This is a genomic window from Ochrobactrum sp. PL_is501, from assembly GCF_055816895.1.
In genome coordinates this window covers 1-16644 of record NZ_JBVPGR010000035.1, presented here as the reverse complement: position 1 = coordinate 16644, position 16644 = coordinate 1, and the positions used below count along the sequence as shown (strand labels likewise).

At 58.4% G+C, this 16644-nt stretch carries 11 protein-coding genes and 1 tRNA gene; 9 read left to right on the top strand and 3 right to left on the bottom strand.

Annotation, left to right across the window (positions count from 1 at the left end; all coding sequences use genetic code 11):
• Positions 1 to 369 precede the first annotated feature (369 nt).
• The 5 genes from AC0TOF_RS11325 to AC0TOF_RS11305 all read left to right on the top strand — a co-directional run bounded on the left by AC0TOF_RS11325 (position 370) and on the right by AC0TOF_RS11305 (position 7319).
• A complete protein-coding gene (locus AC0TOF_RS11325) occupies positions 370 to 3921 on the top strand; it encodes a peptidoglycan-binding protein (protein WP_473768314.1) in 3552 nt (1183 codons plus the stop codon).
• 141 nt (positions 3922 to 4062) lie between these two features.
• Positions 4063 to 4617 (top strand): hypothetical protein, encoded by a 555-nt coding sequence (locus tag AC0TOF_RS11320; protein ID WP_122002036.1) that lies wholly within the window; start codon positions 4063 to 4065, stop codon positions 4615 to 4617.
• Positions 4618 to 5046: 429 nt separating this feature from the next.
• Complete coding sequence (locus AC0TOF_RS11315; RefSeq protein WP_473768606.1) at positions 5047 to 5928, top strand: sulfite exporter TauE/SafE family protein; 882 nt, start codon at positions 5047 to 5049, stop codon at positions 5926 to 5928.
• Between the two features lies 1 nt (position 5929).
• The gene (locus AC0TOF_RS11310; protein WP_473768313.1) at positions 5930 to 6748 is read left to right on the top strand and encodes a TIGR02186 family protein; all 819 of its coding nucleotides are present in this window, start codon (positions 5930 to 5932) and stop codon (positions 6746 to 6748) included.
• 127 nt (positions 6749 to 6875) lie between these two features.
• Entirely contained in the window at positions 6876 to 7319 is a 444-nt protein-coding gene (locus tag AC0TOF_RS11305; RefSeq protein ID WP_473768312.1) for a VirK family protein, read from the top strand.
• A gap of 56 nt (positions 7320 to 7375) precedes the next feature.
• Here AC0TOF_RS11305 and pdeM read toward each other — a convergent pair whose 3' ends face one another.
• Together pdeM and AC0TOF_RS11295 are read right to left on the bottom strand one after the other, a co-directional pair.
• Positions 7376 to 8092, bottom strand: a complete 717-nt coding sequence (gene pdeM, locus AC0TOF_RS11300; RefSeq protein WP_473768311.1) for a ligase-associated DNA damage response endonuclease PdeM — start codon at positions 8090 to 8092, stop codon at positions 7376 to 7378.
• Positions 8089 to 10605 (bottom strand): ligase-associated DNA damage response DEXH box helicase, encoded by a 2517-nt coding sequence (locus tag AC0TOF_RS11295; RefSeq protein WP_473768310.1) that lies wholly within the window; start codon positions 10603 to 10605, stop codon positions 8089 to 8091. Before AC0TOF_RS11295 ends, pdeM begins: the two co-directional genes overlap by 4 nt.
• A 123-nt stretch (positions 10606 to 10728) precedes the next feature.
• Here AC0TOF_RS11295 and AC0TOF_RS11290 point away from each other — a divergent pair, with 123 nt between their 5' ends.
• Both AC0TOF_RS11290 and AC0TOF_RS11285 read left to right on the top strand, forming a co-directional pair.
• A complete protein-coding gene (locus tag AC0TOF_RS11290) occupies positions 10729 to 11742 on the top strand; it encodes a ligase-associated DNA damage response exonuclease (protein WP_473768605.1) in 1014 nt (337 codons plus the stop codon).
• Entirely contained in the window at positions 11742 to 13361 is a 1620-nt protein-coding gene (locus tag AC0TOF_RS11285) for a cisplatin damage response ATP-dependent DNA ligase (RefSeq protein ID WP_473768309.1), read from the top strand. The genes AC0TOF_RS11290 and AC0TOF_RS11285 overlap by 1 nt, the downstream gene beginning before the upstream one ends.
• Before the next feature lie 64 nt (positions 13362 to 13425).
• On the opposite strand, the gene AC0TOF_RS11280 is transcribed toward AC0TOF_RS11285, so the two are convergent.
• Entirely contained in the window at positions 13426 to 14451 is a 1026-nt protein-coding gene (locus AC0TOF_RS11280; protein WP_473768308.1) for a hypothetical protein, read from the bottom strand.
• Between the two features lie 481 nt (positions 14452 to 14932).
• On the opposite strand from AC0TOF_RS11280, the gene AC0TOF_RS11275 reads away from it, so the two are divergent.
• Both AC0TOF_RS11275 and AC0TOF_RS11270 read left to right on the top strand, forming a co-directional pair.
• A complete protein-coding gene (locus AC0TOF_RS11275) occupies positions 14933 to 15901 on the top strand; it encodes an NAD(P)H-dependent flavin oxidoreductase (protein WP_473768604.1) in 969 nt (322 codons plus the stop codon).
• A gap of 263 nt (positions 15902 to 16164) precedes the next feature.
• Positions 16165 to 16240 (top strand) — tRNA-Thr (locus tag AC0TOF_RS11270).
• Positions 16241 to 16644 lie beyond the last annotated feature (404 nt).

The following is a 16644-nucleotide window of genomic DNA, read 5'->3' as shown; positions in this document are numbered from 1 at the left end:
TACCCTGTTTCCGCCCCCGGAAACGCCCGGCCACCGCACGAAAGCGCGATGGAACCAATGTTGACGGCAGCTCAAATTGACATTGCTGCCAGCGCCGCGCTGCCACTGCCGCGGCTTATACTCGCCGCCGCAATCCACTCGTCTTTCATGCCTGGTAAATGCGCTATCTTGTCAGTCCGTATTCGACACGCCGATTTCGACCGCTTTGCAGCGAGATGCCTCTCCGGCACCACTAAAGCACTCAGTTGGCTACATATATTAACGAGTTGTTTACCACGTTTGTACAAAACTAGGCAGAGCAAATTCTTGCCAGTTGCGTTGGCGAAATCTGCTCCGGCGGTCTCTATCATTGGAAAAAGTGAATTTCTCATGGCAAACCCAGATCTGGCGTCAGGTTCACGATCCATCATCGACGAATTGAATGCCCGCCGCGAGCGCCGTGCTCCCTCGCCTGCCATGGAAGAACTCAACCGCACACTGGCAAGCCTTGAAAAGCGCCTGATGGATCTGGAGCAGGATGACGCGCCGGACATGCGCGATATCTTGCGCTCGGAACGCCAGCCCGCGCGCCAAGCCGACGAGACGGTCACGGGTCTTGCGGAAATCGCCGAAAACCTGCGCCGCATGCGGGGAAGTCAGGACGAACACCAGCAGAATTATGCCTCCAGCGCAGAAGTCAGCCGGGCCAGCCGCGAAATGACCCGTCTCCAGCGCGCCGCAAGCGAAGAAGGTTTTTCACAGCGGGTCAGCGACGATTTCGAGCGCCTCAACGACAGTGTGCGCCTTCTCGCAGAGCGCAGCAGCGAAGCCAATGCGCAGGCGCTTCGCCGCCAGCTCGAAGAGCTGAACCGAACGGTCCAGAGCCTTGCCCGCGAGGAGACCTTGCACCGCCTCAACAATCGCTGGGACCGCTTCGACGCTCGTTTCGAAGCCTTCGAGCAGCGTCATAATGCTGTCGATCCGGCGCTGGATGCCATAGGCTCGCGCCTTGAGCAGGTGCGCGACGCTATCGGCACCCTGCCGCAGTCGAACCGCCTGAGCGCAATCGAAGACCGCATCGGCCAGCTGGCAAGTTCCATTGAGGAATCGCTCAACCCGCAACATGCATCGTCGCTCGAACAGGGGCGCCTGCAACAGATTGACGAGCGGCTGGATGAAATCAGCCGCGCCATCATTGCGACGGGCCGCGCCCAGCGCCCGGATCAGGACGGCGGACGCCGACTGGAGCGCATCGAAAGCCGTCTGGCGGACCTTGCCGAACAGCTTGCCGCTTCCGCGACACAGCAGAACTCGGACACACTTTATCGCAAGCTCGGCGAACTTTCCTCACGCATTGACGGCCTTGCCAGCGGCTCCGCGCTGCCGGATGGTGTCATCGACCAGCTTGCGCACCAGATCAACCTGCTTGCCAGCCAGGTTGGCAAGGTTATGGAGAATCTCAGCCAGTCCGATTATCACACCGTTGAAGCCCGCCTTGAAGCGATTGGCGAAAAACTCGAAGCGGCTGAACGCCGGGCCGAAGAGCCGCATCCTTCCGTTCTGGAAAAGATCGACCGCCGCTTTGCGGAGCTGACGGAACGTCTCGACACGCAATATGCCACGCAGCATGTTGACACCAGCGCGCTCCATACGCTGGAAGGCCGTATCGACGATCTTTCGCAGCAGATTTCGCTGGGTCTCCTTCAGGCACCGTCCTATGACGGTCCCGGACTGGACATGAAGGCGATCCGCAGCCTTGAGGATCAGATCGCCAATATCGCCCATCATCTGGCGCAGCCTGTTGCCGAAATCGCGGAACTGAAGCCGCGTCTCGATTCCATCGAGCGCTCCATCGCCTCCAATCGTGAAACCGTCCTGGATGCTGCACGCGAAGCTGCCGAAAGCGCGGTTGCGCGCGTGCTGCAACACGGATCGCACAATGACGGCACGATTGCCCGCCAACTGGCCGAAGACATGAAATCGCTGGAGGCCCTGGCGCGCAATTCCGACGAGCGAAACGGCAAGACTTTCGAGACCGTCCATGACACGCTGGTCAAGATTGTCGACCGCTTGGCCAGGCTTGAACAGGATGTAGCGGGCAGACCGGATGCGTCCGATGCGGAAAAGCCGATCTTCAAGGGCCCGAATTCCGGCTCGCCGCGCCTGTCCACACCGCGCTCACCGGCGGCGGCAGCGGCGGAGGCCGCTTTCGCAACCGTTCAGGACGAAGCTGGCCCTGCCAATACGCGCGCCGATGATGTGAGTGCAAAATCATCGCTGTTCGGCGGCTTTGCCAAGGCCATACGTGGCCGTCGCGCCGACAAATCCGCCGGAAAGGACGGCGAAACGCTCGAATCCATGGCGCTTGATGCGACGCTCGACGCGCCTGCCTTCGAAAGCGACCTTGCGGCAATCGAGCCGGTCACACGTGAAGAACCCGAACTGGAAAGGACCTCCTCGCTTCGTCCCCGAGGCGAAGGAATGCCCGACCTAAATTCAATCATGAAGCGGGTGCGCGAAGAACGCCGCCAGCGCGAAGATGCTGCCGATGCAGCACTTGCTGCCAATGGTAAAGTGGACTTCATAACCGCAGCCCGGCGCGCCGCCCAGCTTGCCGCTGCCGAATCCGAACAGCTTCAAAAGGGCGCGGCCAAGCGCCCGAACAACAAGAAATCTTCCGTCGGCGAGATGATCCAGCGCCAGCGCAAGCCTATCCTCATGGCTATCGGCGCGGTGATGATCGCGATGGCTGGCCTGCAAATCGGTTCCGCTTTCCTTAACCGCGACGAACCGATGGAAACGGCAATCGATACGGCTTCGCCGCAAATCGACACAAGTGCCGTCGATAAGACGCCCCCGCCAGCCGACGAAATCGCGACCAAGATTGCAACGGATGCAGCCCCGGCGCCACAGCAATCCGCTGAACCCGCCCCTACGGCAGTGGCCCCGGCACCAGTCGATGAACAGCAGGCGGCGGTGGAAATCCCCACGCGGATCGAACAGCCTGCGGCGACAGCGGCCAATCCGGTGAAGCCTGTGGAAACGGCTCCGGCAGAACCCGCTGCCCAATCCCAGCCCACGATCCCGCCCGTTCCAGAGGAAGCCGGTCCGGCAGCGCTTCGCGAAGCTGCGGCCAAGGGCGACGCCCGCGCCCTCTTTGAAATTGGCAATCGCTACATGGAAGGCCGCGGCGTTGCCGCCGACTTTGCCAAGGCTGCCAATTGGTATGAAATTTCCGCAGGCCAGGGCTTTGCTCCCGCACAGTATCGTCTCGGCAATTTCAACGAGAAGGGCCTTGGCATGCCCCGCGATCTCGAAAAAGCCAAGACCTGGTATCAGCTCTCCGCCCAGCAGGGCAACGCAAGCGCGATGCACAATCTCGCCGTCCTTTTCGCAACCGGCGCCAACGGCAATCCCGACAATGCTTCAGCCGTGCGCTGGTTCATCGATGCGGCTGAACTCGGCGTAAAGGATAGCCAGTTCAATCTCGGCATCCTCGCTGCCAAGGGGCTGGGCATGCCGGTCAATCTGGAAGAAAGCTACAAGTGGTTCTCGCTTGCCGCCAATGCTGGCGACAAGGATGCAGCCGACAAGCGCGACCAGATTGCCAAGGCGTTGAAGCCAGAGCAGCTTGAACGCGCCAAGGATCTGGTGAAGCTCTGGAAGGCCAAGCCGCTCGATCAGGCGACCAATTCCATCGACGTGCCGGATGCATGGACCGAAACCAAGCCGGTCACCACAGGCTCGGTGGACATGAAAAAGGCCGTCCGCAACATCCAGCTCATTCTTCAGAAAAACGGCTACGACGTCGGCACAGCCGACGGCGTAATGGGGGGCAAGACCCGCACCGCGATTGCCGCGTTCCAGAAGGCGAACGGACAGGCGCCCACCGGAGACGTGGACCAGAAGCTGGTCCAGCTTCTGCTTGAAAAGAACAAGTAACCCATTGAAATCATATGGATTAAACAAGGGCGGCATAAGCTGCCCTTTTTCGTTTTCGGCTGCAATCGTCTGAGAGAAGTGACAGGTTGATCCGACTCGCCGAGGCTTATTATCTACACCCTATCAACGAGGGGATAGACTATGCTCTTGCATGTAAACAACGACATGGAAAACGGTATCATCGCGAAAATCCCTCTCGCGCTCGACAAGGATATCAAAAGTTTCCAGGGGGACGCGATCGACTTTGAAATTTCCTCCGGCGACAAGCAGCTTATCCCCGCCGAGGACATCCATCCTTACAAATCCATTTTCAAGGTTCTTTCTGGCAGTTTCGAGCTGAAGAACATCTTCATCGCCGTATCGTTCAATGCGAATTTCACCACGCCAGACGGCAAGAAAACCTGTCTGACGCGCTCCAGCCCGATGGAAGACTGGAATGTGATGAATGGCAGCTATTATGCCGAGAGCATGAACTGCTTCGGCTTCAAATCCAGCAGCCGCTTTGCCGGGAATTTCAGTGTCAACCTGACCAATCCCTATCTTTACATCATAAAGAACGGCAGCCTCACCGATAGTAAAATGTCGGACAACATTTCAATCCGCGCCCAGTTTTATCCGTCGTCCGGCTATTCGGTCATCACGCCCAAAGAAGATATCAATATCGTTATCAGTAATCGTCAGAACGCAGCTGACTGATTCAAAGCGCATCAGCACCGGAACCGCTGAAGTATATCCTATATAATCGGTAGGATTATATCGATGAAAGCTGTTTTCTATGGTCATCAGCACTCTTTTTGTTGTTCTCAAACAACAGTTCGGATTTTTCCTTCAATATACTCCCGCAAGGTAACCTTATCGGCAATCGGCGTTTGACTTCCCGACAACGACAGCGCAAGACATTATCAGAGGTGGCCAAGGCTGGAACTCGCGAGCAGAATAAAGCCTAACTACTTGTTTTCATGCATTTCCGTGCGCAGAACAGTTTCATAATGTTGCCGGAGATGTTTTGGTAAGGTGAGATATCTTGCGGGGAAACGCGACCGCAAGCAGCTGTATGTCATGCGTTCGTGAAAGCCGGGTTGGGAATTGGGTATTTATCTTCCCATTGCGGAATTATCGGTCAACATGCTGGTTCTTCTCGGCATGGGCGCCGCCGTGGGTTTTCTATCCGGATTGTTCGGCGTCGGCGGCGGGTTTCTCATCACGCCGCTTTTGATCTTTTATAACATTCCGCCTGCCATCGCGGTCGCCACAGGCGCCAATCAGGTGATCGCCTCGTCGGTTTCAGGCGCGCTGGCGCATTTCAAACGTCGAACGCTCGATATCAAGCTTGGCCTGTTTCTTGTGGCGGGCGGCATATTGGGTTCCCTCGCCGGTATCTTCGTGTTCGCGTGGCTGCGCGATCTCGGCCAGTTGGACCTGATCGTGTCGATCCTCTATGTCTTCTTTCTCGGCACTGTCGGCGGGTTGATGCTGGTGGAAAGCGTGCGGGCGCTCCGCCGCGTGAAAAAGGGACAGGCTGGCGCTGTGCGGCGGTCCGGCCAGCACACGTGGATACATCGTCTGCCGTTCAAGATGCGGTTCCGCGCCTCCACCATCTATGTCAGCATCATTCCGGTGCTCGGCATCGGCTTTTTCATTGGCCTTCTGTCCTCGGTGATGGGTGTCGGCGGCGGCTTCATCATGGTGCCAGCCCTCATCTACCTGCTGCACGTTCCGACCAATGTGGTTGTCGGCACCTCTCTTTTTCAGATCACCTTCGTCACCGCAGTCACGACGGTCCTGCAGGCGACGACCAACCAATCCATCGACATCGTGCTTGCCTTCCTGTTGATGGCTGGCGGCGTTATCGGCGCGCAATATGGCGCGCGCGCAGGACAAAAACTGCGCGGCGAACAGTTGCGCCTTCTGCTAGCACTTCTCGTGCTGGCCGTCGGCCTGCGCCTTGCCTTCGGCCTGTTCGTGCGGCCGGACAATCTGTTCTCCATCTCGATTGCGGATATGTGAGATGGGTAGGCTCTTCTGTGCTTTGTTCATGCTTCTGCTGACAGGAAGCGCATTTGCGCAGGTCGATTCCAGCGGCAATGGCAATCCCGTCCCGCAATTGCAGAACCCAGCCGATGAAAGCATCGAAATCGGCTTATCGACCGAAACCATCGCCATCACATCGAATTTCGGCGGCACCGACCTCACCATATTCGGCGCGCTCGACAATGCTGATCCGACGATCCAGCGGCAGGGCCGCTATGATATCATCGTAGTGTTGCAAGGCCCCTCGCGCGACCTCGTCGTGCGCAAGAAGGATCGTTACCTCGGCGTGTGGCTGAATGCGGATTCGGAAACTTTCCTGGGGGTGCCGCTTTCCTATTCGCTGGCCTCCACCCGCAATCTTCAGGACATAACCGAAGAGAAAATCTACCGGCAGCTTTCGGTTGGCGTGCGCAACTTCTATCTCGTTCCCGAAGACCCCGGCAGCCTGTCTGGCAATATTCCCCGATTTGGCAATGAACTGCGCGAGATGAAAATCCGGCAAGGTCTCTATACGCAGCGTATCGGAGGCGTGGAATTCATTTCACGCACATTGTTTCGCGCTACGTTGAAACTGCCAGCCAACGTGCCTGTTGGCCGCCACAAGGCGCGCGCGCTTCTGTTTCGCAACGGCGTTTTCCTGCGGGAAGCCAATGCCAGCCTGGAAATCGTGAAGGCCGGTTTCGAACAGAGCATATATAACGCCGCCCATCAGAACAGTTTTCTCTACGGCCTGTTTGCGGTTTTCCTTGCCGTCTTCACCGGCTGGTTCGGGCGTATTCTGTTTAAAAAAGACTGATGCATGGCTCCCAAAAACGGGAACCGCTTTTGGTATGCCCTCCTATAGAACTAGCAAATACTTGGAGTAGCGCCCATTGCCATAGTCGCTAAGCTCTAGCGTACTTATTGGAAAAGTGAGCCAGAGAATGTTCAGGAATACTTTGTTATTGATGATGTTAATCGGTGCTGGCGGCATGAGCGCGGCCCAGGCGGACGAGCCCGGCCAGTACGAGATACTCAAGCAACATTTGCTTGCCGGACAGCGAACCACCTCCATCGTGCAACTCGACAAGTGCGAGCAGACATCTGGTTCAAAAATCGGAATGAAAGGTCTGACAGGCGGCTTCGTCATTCCCAGCTTCATGAATGTGCAGGAACCCTCCGAAGCGATCCTCTATTCGGACGATCATTCGACAGTGCATGATGACCTGCCCGTACATGAATTCCTTCGCTATCGCGTCGCGTCGGATCAAACAGCGATAATCACGACCAAAGTCTTTTCATCAAAGACATTTGAAGCCATTGGGGAAACGAGAATCTTCAAATGCAAATTGGGTGAAGGGCTTATTTTTTCCTATCAGCCCAATTAAAGCGTGTCGCCGGATCGTACGGGACCGTTCAGTTCATCGCGTTCTGGTATAATGGTCTATCCACCAAGCAGCACGTTGCGCGTCATCGGGTAAACCTTGCCCTGGCCAAGCATATAGGCGCGCAGGGTCTCATCAGCGAACAGTCCTCGAAAGGCGCGATCCAGAATGTTGAGCGCGCCCGTATAGGCTCCGAAAGCAGGCATGATGAGCCTTTCGCCGTCGCTCACAAAACAGGGGCGGCGCACTGACCGTCCGCGCCGCACGATGCGGGCGGCTGGGTGAAGGTGGCCTGCAATCTCGCCCTGCCCGGCCTTGCGCGACGGTTCGTGCCGGAGAGTCAGCGGCCCGACCGCGAGTTCCTCCACGCAATCGCCCGGCAGGTCAACCGGGCGATCCGGATCGTGATTGCCGGTGATCCAGAACCAGTCGCGATGTTCCATCAGCGATTTCAGCCGGATGGCATAGAGTGACGGCAGGCGCTCGCTGGCCGTCGCATCGTGAAAACTGTCACCAAGGCTGATGACGGTTCGCGGTTGGTAGCGCGCGATTGCCAGCGCCAGCATGTCGAGCGTCGCCGCCGTGTCATAAGGCGGGATAAGCTGGCCGCGCCGGGCAAAGGATGAACCTTTTTCCAGATGCAGGTCGGAAACGACCAGCATATGCAGGTCGGGCAGGAACAGCGCGCCGGATGGATCGCAAACAGCTGCAACGCCACGCACTTCGGCATGGGCCAGACTGTAGGCCTCTCCATTTCCCCACACTGCGGTTTTCATTGCATCGCCTCTCTGATCAGATCGTCCGCGGCCTCTTCAAGCAGCATTTCATCGCCCTCGCCTGCCACGCGCTCCCGCCCGATCTCAAGCATCACTGGCAGCGCCAGCGGCGAAATCCGGTCGAGCGGCTTGTGGAGCATATGCCCTTTCACACGCGCCAGCATGTCGCCGAGGCGCTTGATATCCAGAAGCCCGGTCGCTGCATCCGCACGCGTCGCCTGCAGCAATATATGGTCCGGCTCGTGGGTTCGCAGCACATCATAGATCAGATCGGTGGAAACCGTCACCTGACGGCCTGTCTTCTCCTGCCCCGGATGACGGCGTTCGATAAGCCCGGAAATCACGGCGCAATTGCGGAAAGTGCGTTTCAACAGGTAGCTTTCATCAAGCCATGCTTCGAGATCATCGCCCAGCATGTCCTCATCGAACAGGCGGGTGAGGCTGAGTTTTCCCGTGCCGATCATCGCGCCCATATCCTTGAGGCCCCAGAGACCCAGCGAATAATCAGTGGCGACAAAGCCAAGCGGATGCGCGCCCATGCGCTCCAGACGGCGCGTCAGCAACATGCCGAGTGTCTGGTGCGCCAGCCTGCCCTCGAATGGATAGGCGACCATGTAGAAGCGATTGCCGCGCGGAAAGGTTTCGATCAAAAGCTCGTCCGTGCCGGGCAGCACGGATTTCCATTGCTGCACTTCCAGCCATTCCCGCACCTGCTCCGGCAGAAACTGCCAGCGCGTGCGATCGGCGAGCATGGCGCGCACTTGCGCGGCCAGATAGGTGGAAAGCGGAAACTTGCCGCCTGCATAGACAGGAATCTTGGCATCCTGTCCCGCAGCATTGGAGGCGATGCATTCGTTCTCGCGGATGCCTTCAAAACGCAGCACCTTTCCGGCAAACAGGAACGTGTCGCCAGCCGTCAGCGTCTCTAGGAAATATTCCTCGATGCGGCCAAGGACACGTCCGCCTCTTGCACTGCCACCCTTTCCGCCACGTGTGAGCCGCACATTCAGCTCCGGCGCCTCGACAATGGTGCCGATGTTGAGGCGATATTGCTGCGCGATGCGCGGATTGGACACCCGCCACGTGCCGTCCACCGTCTTGCGGATTTTCGCAAACCGCTCATAGGTCTTGAGCGCATAGCCGCCGGTCGCCACGAAATCCAGGATGCGGTCGAACGTGTCTCGCGGCAGGTTCGAATAAGGAGCGGCGCTCTGCACCTCACGGTAAAGCTGGTTGGCATTGAAAGGCTCGGCGCAGGCCATGCCGAGCACGTGTTGCGCCAGCACATCCAGCGCCCCCTCGATCAGAGGCGGCGTGTCCTGCGCGCCCAGATAATTGGCATCGAGTGCGGCACGGCACTCCATCACCTCGAAGCGGTTGGCAGGCACGAGGATGGCCCGGCTCGGTTCGTCCATGCGGTGGTTGGCGCGGCCGATGCGCTGCGCAAGGCGGCTCGCACCCTTTGGCGCACCGACATGGATGACCAGATCGACATCGCCCCAGTCTATCCCCAGATCGAGCGTCGAGGTCGCGACCACAGCCCGCAATGTGTTGGCGGCCATGGCCTGCTCAACTTTACGGCGCTGGCTGGCATCGAGTGAGCCATGATGCAGGGCAATCGGCAGCGTATCCTCATTGACCCGCCAAAGCTCCTGAAACAGCATCTCCGCCTGACTGCGCGTATTGACGAACAAAAGCGTCGTGCGATGCCGACGGATCGCCTCATAAATATCAGGTATCGCATAGCGCGAGGAATGTCCTGCCCATGGCACCCGCTCCTCGGAAGCGAGAATGGTGATTTCCGGTTTCGCTCCGCCATCGACCGTCACGAGACCGGCCATGGAACTGGTCCCGTCCTGCTCCACCAGCCAGCGGCGTAGCTCGTCGGGCTCGGCCACCGTCGCGGAAAGGCCTATGGTCTGCATTTGCGGTTGCAGGCGGCGCAGCCGCGCCAGCCCCAGCGCCAGCAAATGCCCGCGCTTGGAAATGACCAGCGAGTGCAATTCGTCGAGCACCACGTAGCGCAGGCCCTTGAAAAACTGTTCTGCTCCCTTGGATGCGATCAACAGCGCAAGCTGCTCCGGCGTGGTCAGCAGAATATCCGGCGGCGCCAGTTTCTGTCGCTGGCGCTTGTGCGCTGGCGTATCGCCGGTGCGCGTCTCGATGGTAATGTCGAGCCCCATTTCCTCCACCGGCACTGTCAGATTGCGATGAATATCGACCGCAAGCGCCTTGAGAGGTGAAATGTAGAGCGTATGAACACCACGCTTCGCCATACCCGGTTTTTTACGGCCCTTTCGTTCCAGGTCCACCAGCGCAGGCAGAAACCCGGCCAGCGTCTTGCCGGCGCCGGTGGGCGCGATCAGGAGCGTGGACTGGCCCTGTTCGGCACGTGCCAGAAGCTCCAGCTGATGCGCGCGCGGCGACCAACCCTTGGCCGCGAACCATTCAAGAAAACGGTCCGGCAAGGGAAAAGCGGCAGATGCGGCGGCGGGTTTCTGGTTCAGTGTCACGCCGTCAATCTAATCGCAGCGAAGCGAACCGCCAAGGTGTTTGTTCACTTTTGTTCTCATTTTGTCAGCAGACGCAAACTCCCTCCCTTTTCTGCGCAAACTTCGTGACCTATCTTGAAAACCATGCGCTTCAACCAGCTTCTATGCTCTTCTCCCAAAGGCCTTTATTGCCCGCCCGGCGATTTCTATATCGACCCGGTGCGCCCGGTGGAACGCGCGCTCATCACCCATGGACACTCCGATCATGCCCGCTCGGGCCACACCCATGTGCTGGCAACGCGCGAAACGCTCGACATCATGGCGCTGCGCTACGGCGCAAACTTTGCAGAAGCGACGCAACCGATAAGCCTCGGCGAGAGCCTGACGATCAATGGCGTGCGGATAAGCTTTCATGGAGCGGGCCATGTGCTTGGCTCGGCCCAGATCGCGGTGGAAATGGATGGCACCCGCATCATCGCTTCAGGCGACTACAAGCGTGCGGCCGATCCGACCTGTGCGCCGTTCGAGCCTGTCGCCTGTGATGTGTTCATCACCGAAGCGACGTTTGCACTGCCGGTATTCCGTCACCCGGATGCATCCCACGAGATCGCAACGCTTCTTAAATCGATCCGGCAGTTCCCCGAGCGGACGCATATGGTGGGAGCCTATTCGCTCGGCAAGGCGCAGCGCGTCATCAAGCTCATCCGCGAAGCGGGCTATGCGGAGCCGATCTACATTCACGGCGCGCTGGAAAAGATCTGCGAATATTACCAGTCGCAAGGTATTGATCTCGGCGTATTGGAACCCGCCACGCTGGAGCAGCGCGAGGCACAGCCGGATTTTTCAGGAAAGATCATCGTCGGCCCGCCCTCGGCATTTTCCGACCGCTGGACGCGACGGTTTCCCGATCCTGTTTCAGCCTTCGCCTCGGGCTGGATGCGCATCCGCCAGCGCGCCAGGCAGCAGGGCGTAGAACTGCCGCTGATCATTTCCGATCATTGCGACTGGGACGAGCTGACAGCGACCATAACGGAAATCGCTCCCGCCGAAGTGTGGGTCACGCATGGACGGGAAGAAGCCCTTGTTCGCTGGTGCGAGTTGCAGAACATACCGGCGAAGCCGCTGCACCTCGTCGGCTATGAAGATGAGGGCGACTGATGCGCGCTTTCGCCGAACTTCTCGACCGGCTGGTGTTGACGCCACAGCGAAACGGCAAGCTGCGGTTGCTCATCGACTATTTCCGCGCCTCACCCGACCCGGATCGCGGGGTAGCGCTGGCGGCGATCACCCGCGATCTGGAACTGCAAAGCGTAAAGCCGGCCATGTTGCGCGCGCTCATTGCCGAGCGGACAGACCCGGCATTGTTTGCCTATTCCTACGATTATGTCGGTGATCTTGCCGAAACGATTTCACTGATCTGGCCCGGCCCCAGCGAAACTGCTCCGGGCGCCGATCTGCCGCTTGGTATCGTGGTGCACGAATTGCAGAATGCTTCGCGCCGCGAAGGCCCGCTTCTCGTCGCCGGATGGCTCGACGTGCTTGGCATTTCCGAACGATACGCGCTATTGAAGCTCGTGACCGGCGGCTTGCGCGTCGGTGTTTCAGCCCGTCTGGTGAAGCAGGCGCTGGCGGATTTCGGCGGCGTCGACGTCGTGGAAATAGAAGAACTCTGGCACGGCCAATCGCCGCCCTATGAGGCGCTGTTCGCCTGGCTCGAAGGCCGCGGTGGAAGGCCCGCCGCTACCGCAGCCGCACCGTTTCGCCCCGTCATGCTGGCCACTGCGCTTGACGAAGCAGAAATTCCCGCGCTTGACGCATCCGCATTCACTGCCGAGTGGAAATGGGATGGCATTCGTGTTCAGGCTGTCGCCGAAAACGGCCTGCGCCGTCTCTATTCGCGCACCGGTGACGATATCTCCGGCGCGTTCCCGGATGTTCTGGAAGCCATGGATTTCGAAGGCGCGATTGATGGCGAATTATTGGTCGGCCACTACGGCGAAACCGGCATAGAGACCGCCACATTCTCCGACCTCCAGCAGAGGCTGAACCGCAAGACCGTAAGCGCAAGACAGTTGCGCGATTATCCGGCCTTCGTGCGAGCCTATGACCTGTTGCAGGAAGGGAACCAGCAGACAGGCGCAGATTTGCGCGCCCTGCCCTTTTTGGAGCGCCGCGCCCGTCTGCAAAGCTTTGTCAGCAGGCTCGATCCACGCCGCTTCGATCTCTCGCCTGTCCTGCCATTTTCCAACTTCGAGGAACTGGCGCGATTTCGCGCCAATCCGCCACATCCGGTCATCGAAGGTGTCATGCTGAAGCGCCATGACAGCGCCTACCTTCCGGGCCGCCCCAAGGGACCGTGGTTCAAATGGAAGCGCGAACCTTTCACCATCGATGCGGTGATCGTCTATGCCCAGCGCGGGCATGGCAAACGGTCGAGCTATTATTCCGATTTTACCTTTGCGGTCTGGACGGGACCGGAAGATGAACCCGTGCTGGTGCCGGTCGGCAAGGCCTATTTCGGCTTTACGGATGAAGAACTGAAATTGCTGGACAAATTTGTGCGCGAGAATACCACCGAGCGTTTCGGGCCGGTGCGATCCGTACGCGCCGAACCCGATCATGGGCTGGTCGTGGAAGTCGCCTTTGAGGGTCTCAATCGCTCCACGCGCCACAAATCGGGCGTCGCCATGCGCTTTCCGCGTTTTTCGCGGCTGCGCTGGGACAAGCCGCCCCGCGAAGCGGACCGGCTTGAAACGCTGGAAAAACTGCTATCCTGACTGGAACGTCTTTCTTTGAAGCGCATCTTGTCCGAAAACCGCTTCACACTTTTCGGGATGCGCTCTAATCAGCCGCCGTCGACACGCGGATTTCGTAGATATTGACCGGCTTGCCGGAACCGCTCAGGTCTGAATTGATCGTGATTGTGCCCGCACGACCTGCCTTCTGGCCGGAAGGCATTTCCATATCGAAAAGGAAATCGCTCACGGAATCGCGCACGTCGTAGCGCCTGCGTCCGCAATCGCCAAGACCGCCGAAATCGCAGTTGACCGACATCTGGGTCGTTTTGCCATCGTCGGCACGCGCAACGATGTTGAAGGTCGCGGTCTTGCCCACCAGCTGATCCAGAATGCCCTCGCCCACATCGAATGTGACCGTATCTTCGGCACCGGCAGACTGAATGCGTGCGAAGCTGCGCGTGCCCTCCTGCCTGATTTCAGCCGTGGCGCGTCCCTTGACGGACATGCGAGTGGCTTCCGAAGGCTGGAAAATGGTGATCCATTTCGCCCCGCCCGGCTCCTCGCCTTCCTTCAATGGAGCAATATTGCCTTCGCCATGCAGCGGGTTGTTCGCCGGTCGGCTGCTCAGATCGATAAAGCTGTTATAAAGCGAATAGCCGATGAAAGCCGCAACCGCGAGCACAAGTGCCGGAATGCCGTAGCTGTAGAAAGGCGAATGGCGCTTCTTCTTGCGGCGGTCCTTTCGTGAGACGCCACCCTCATAGCCGAGATCGGCATTGCTGCGCTTCTTCTGCCGCGAGGTCGCGCGAATATCGCCGGTATCGAGCGCGGGCGACGTTTCCTCCACCCCGCCCAGCACGGGATCTTCCCCCAGCTGTGCATCAAGCGTTGGCTCGCGACGAGCGCTCGTCTCTCCGCCACCGGTCTTGAACTCCTGTTCGATACCGGAAATCGCATCCTTCAGGTTCTGGCGCCGCTGTTCCTTCTGCGCATCGCTGAGCGCAGTGTTGGTCGCGAGCGCGCGCTCATGCGCACCCCAGGCGGACTCATAAATTCGCTGCCGGGTCGCCGGATTGTGTGCATCCGCCTTGGCAAATGCATTCCTGATCGCGCGCTCAATACTTTCCAAAGGCTGCTCTTCCCTTGTTCGTTTTTCCCGCCGTTTCGTTGCGCCCTCAACAGGAGCAAGCGGTTCCCGATGCAGACGGTTTCATAAGCCTCAGCGAAATTAACGTCTGAATCAAGGCATTTACCTGTTCATCACCCGCTTTGACTAGCCGATAAGCTTAACAGAGACACCAAATATTAACTCTGAATGCGGTTTTCCCCCATCCGTATAGTTTTTACAGCGCTGAACACCGCCCCCAGGTGAGCGACACCCCCGGAAGTATATTGCCGATTCCCTCACCTTCGATCATTTCGGCAAAGATGGATTCCCACTGTTTTGAAAGTGAGCAAGCCGACTGACTTCCGGCAAAGGTCTGCGAGTGGCTATCGAAGGCAGACTGGCGGCAACAGGCACGTTCGCACGCTTTTGATATTGCCGTTGGGCAAGGAAATGCTACAGGTATTACATTTACGGAAACGTCAATCATGGAGGACGATTGAAAATGGCCTTGCCGGATATTCTGAAAAGCAGACTGCGCATCCCGGTGGTTGGTGCTCCCCTATTCATCATTTCGCATCCGGCTCTGGTAATGGCACAATGCAAGGCAGGCGTCGTCGGTTCCTTTCCTGCTCTCAATGCCCGCCCGGAAGCGCAACTCGATGAGTGGCTGGCGGAAATCACCGAAGGGCTTGCTGCCCACGACAAGGCCAATCCTGACCGCCCCTCCGCACCATTCGCGGTCAACCAGATCGTCCACCGTTCCAACAAGCGGCTTGAGCACGATCTCGGCCTCTGTGTGAAATACAAGGTGCCGATCGTCATCTCGTCGCTCGGCGCGGTGCCCGAGGTAAACGCGGCAATCCATTCCTACGGTGGCATCGTCCTCCATGATGTCATCAACAACCGTCATGCCAATTCGGCAATCCGCAAGGGCGCGGACGGCCTTATCGCCGTGGCAGCCGGTGCGGGCGGCCATGCCGGTTCGCTCTCGCCCTTCGCGCTCGTGCAGGAAATCCGCTCCTGGTTCGATGGTCCCCTGCTCCTTTCGGGCGCCATCGCCAACGGCAACTCGATCCTTGCCGCGCAGGCCATGGGTGCCGATCTTGCCTATATCGGCTCGCCCTTCATTGCCACGACAGAAGCGCGTGCGACAGATGCCTATAAACAGATGATCGTCGACTCGAGTTCCTCCGACATCGTCTATTCCAACTACTTTACCGGCATTGCAGGCAACTACCTGAAGCCGTCCATCGCCAATTCGGGCATGGACCCCGACAATCTTCCGGAGGCCGACCCTTCCAAGATGGACTTCGACAAGGCGCAGCAGGAAGGCGCCAAGGCCTGGAAGGATATTTGGGGCTGCGGTCAGGGCATCGGCGCTATCCACGAAGTGACCCCTGCCGGGCAATTGATTGACCGTCTTGAGCGTGAATATAAGGAAGCGCGCCAGCGTCTTTGCGCGAGCGTATGATTCTCTGGTTGTAGACCGCGCTGGCTTGACGGCTGGCGCGGGCTCAAACCGCGCACGTCCACAAAACCATCGCTTTTGTGCAGCTGAAGACAGCTTCTTTCAGCCTTGCCGGGCGCTGGCGATGCGCATGTTGTGAAAGCTTTTGAACAAACATACAGATTGTTTGATTTGGGCCTTGCTTTCCTCCATGCTTTTGGTTATCAGCGCACCGTCCAGCCGGAAACGGTTGGCTTCCTTCGGGAAAATGGAACACACTGTTCCGGGCCGCTTTAGCTCAGTTGGTAGAGCACATCATTCGTAATGATGGGGTCGCGTGTTCGAGTCACGCAAGCGGCACCAGTAAAATCAAGCACTTAGCTAGTTTTCGTTTCCAGAATATTGATGCTAGTTGTGGCACGACGGCACCTTCTGGACAGACCGGCGTTAGCTTCTGGACAAAAAACAAAAACCGCTAACGCCGAGCTTGGCTGTGCAGGGTCCAATGTTTAACGACAAAAGCTTGCGAGATTAACTCTCTGAACGAGGCGTTCAGATACATAGGCTTGTGCCAATTTCGAACGGCGCATACTGATAAGTGATACGACCATCAGAAAGCCGTCAATTGTTGATTGCCACTGAGAACTGCCCCGTCGTTTCCACTGAGAACTGCCCCGCCTGTTAGGTATGCTTCGGGTCTGCGGCCATGGTCAAGTTCTTCGTTTTCTCCTTTGTCGTTTTAGTGTCGTGCGCAGAGCTGTTCTTGA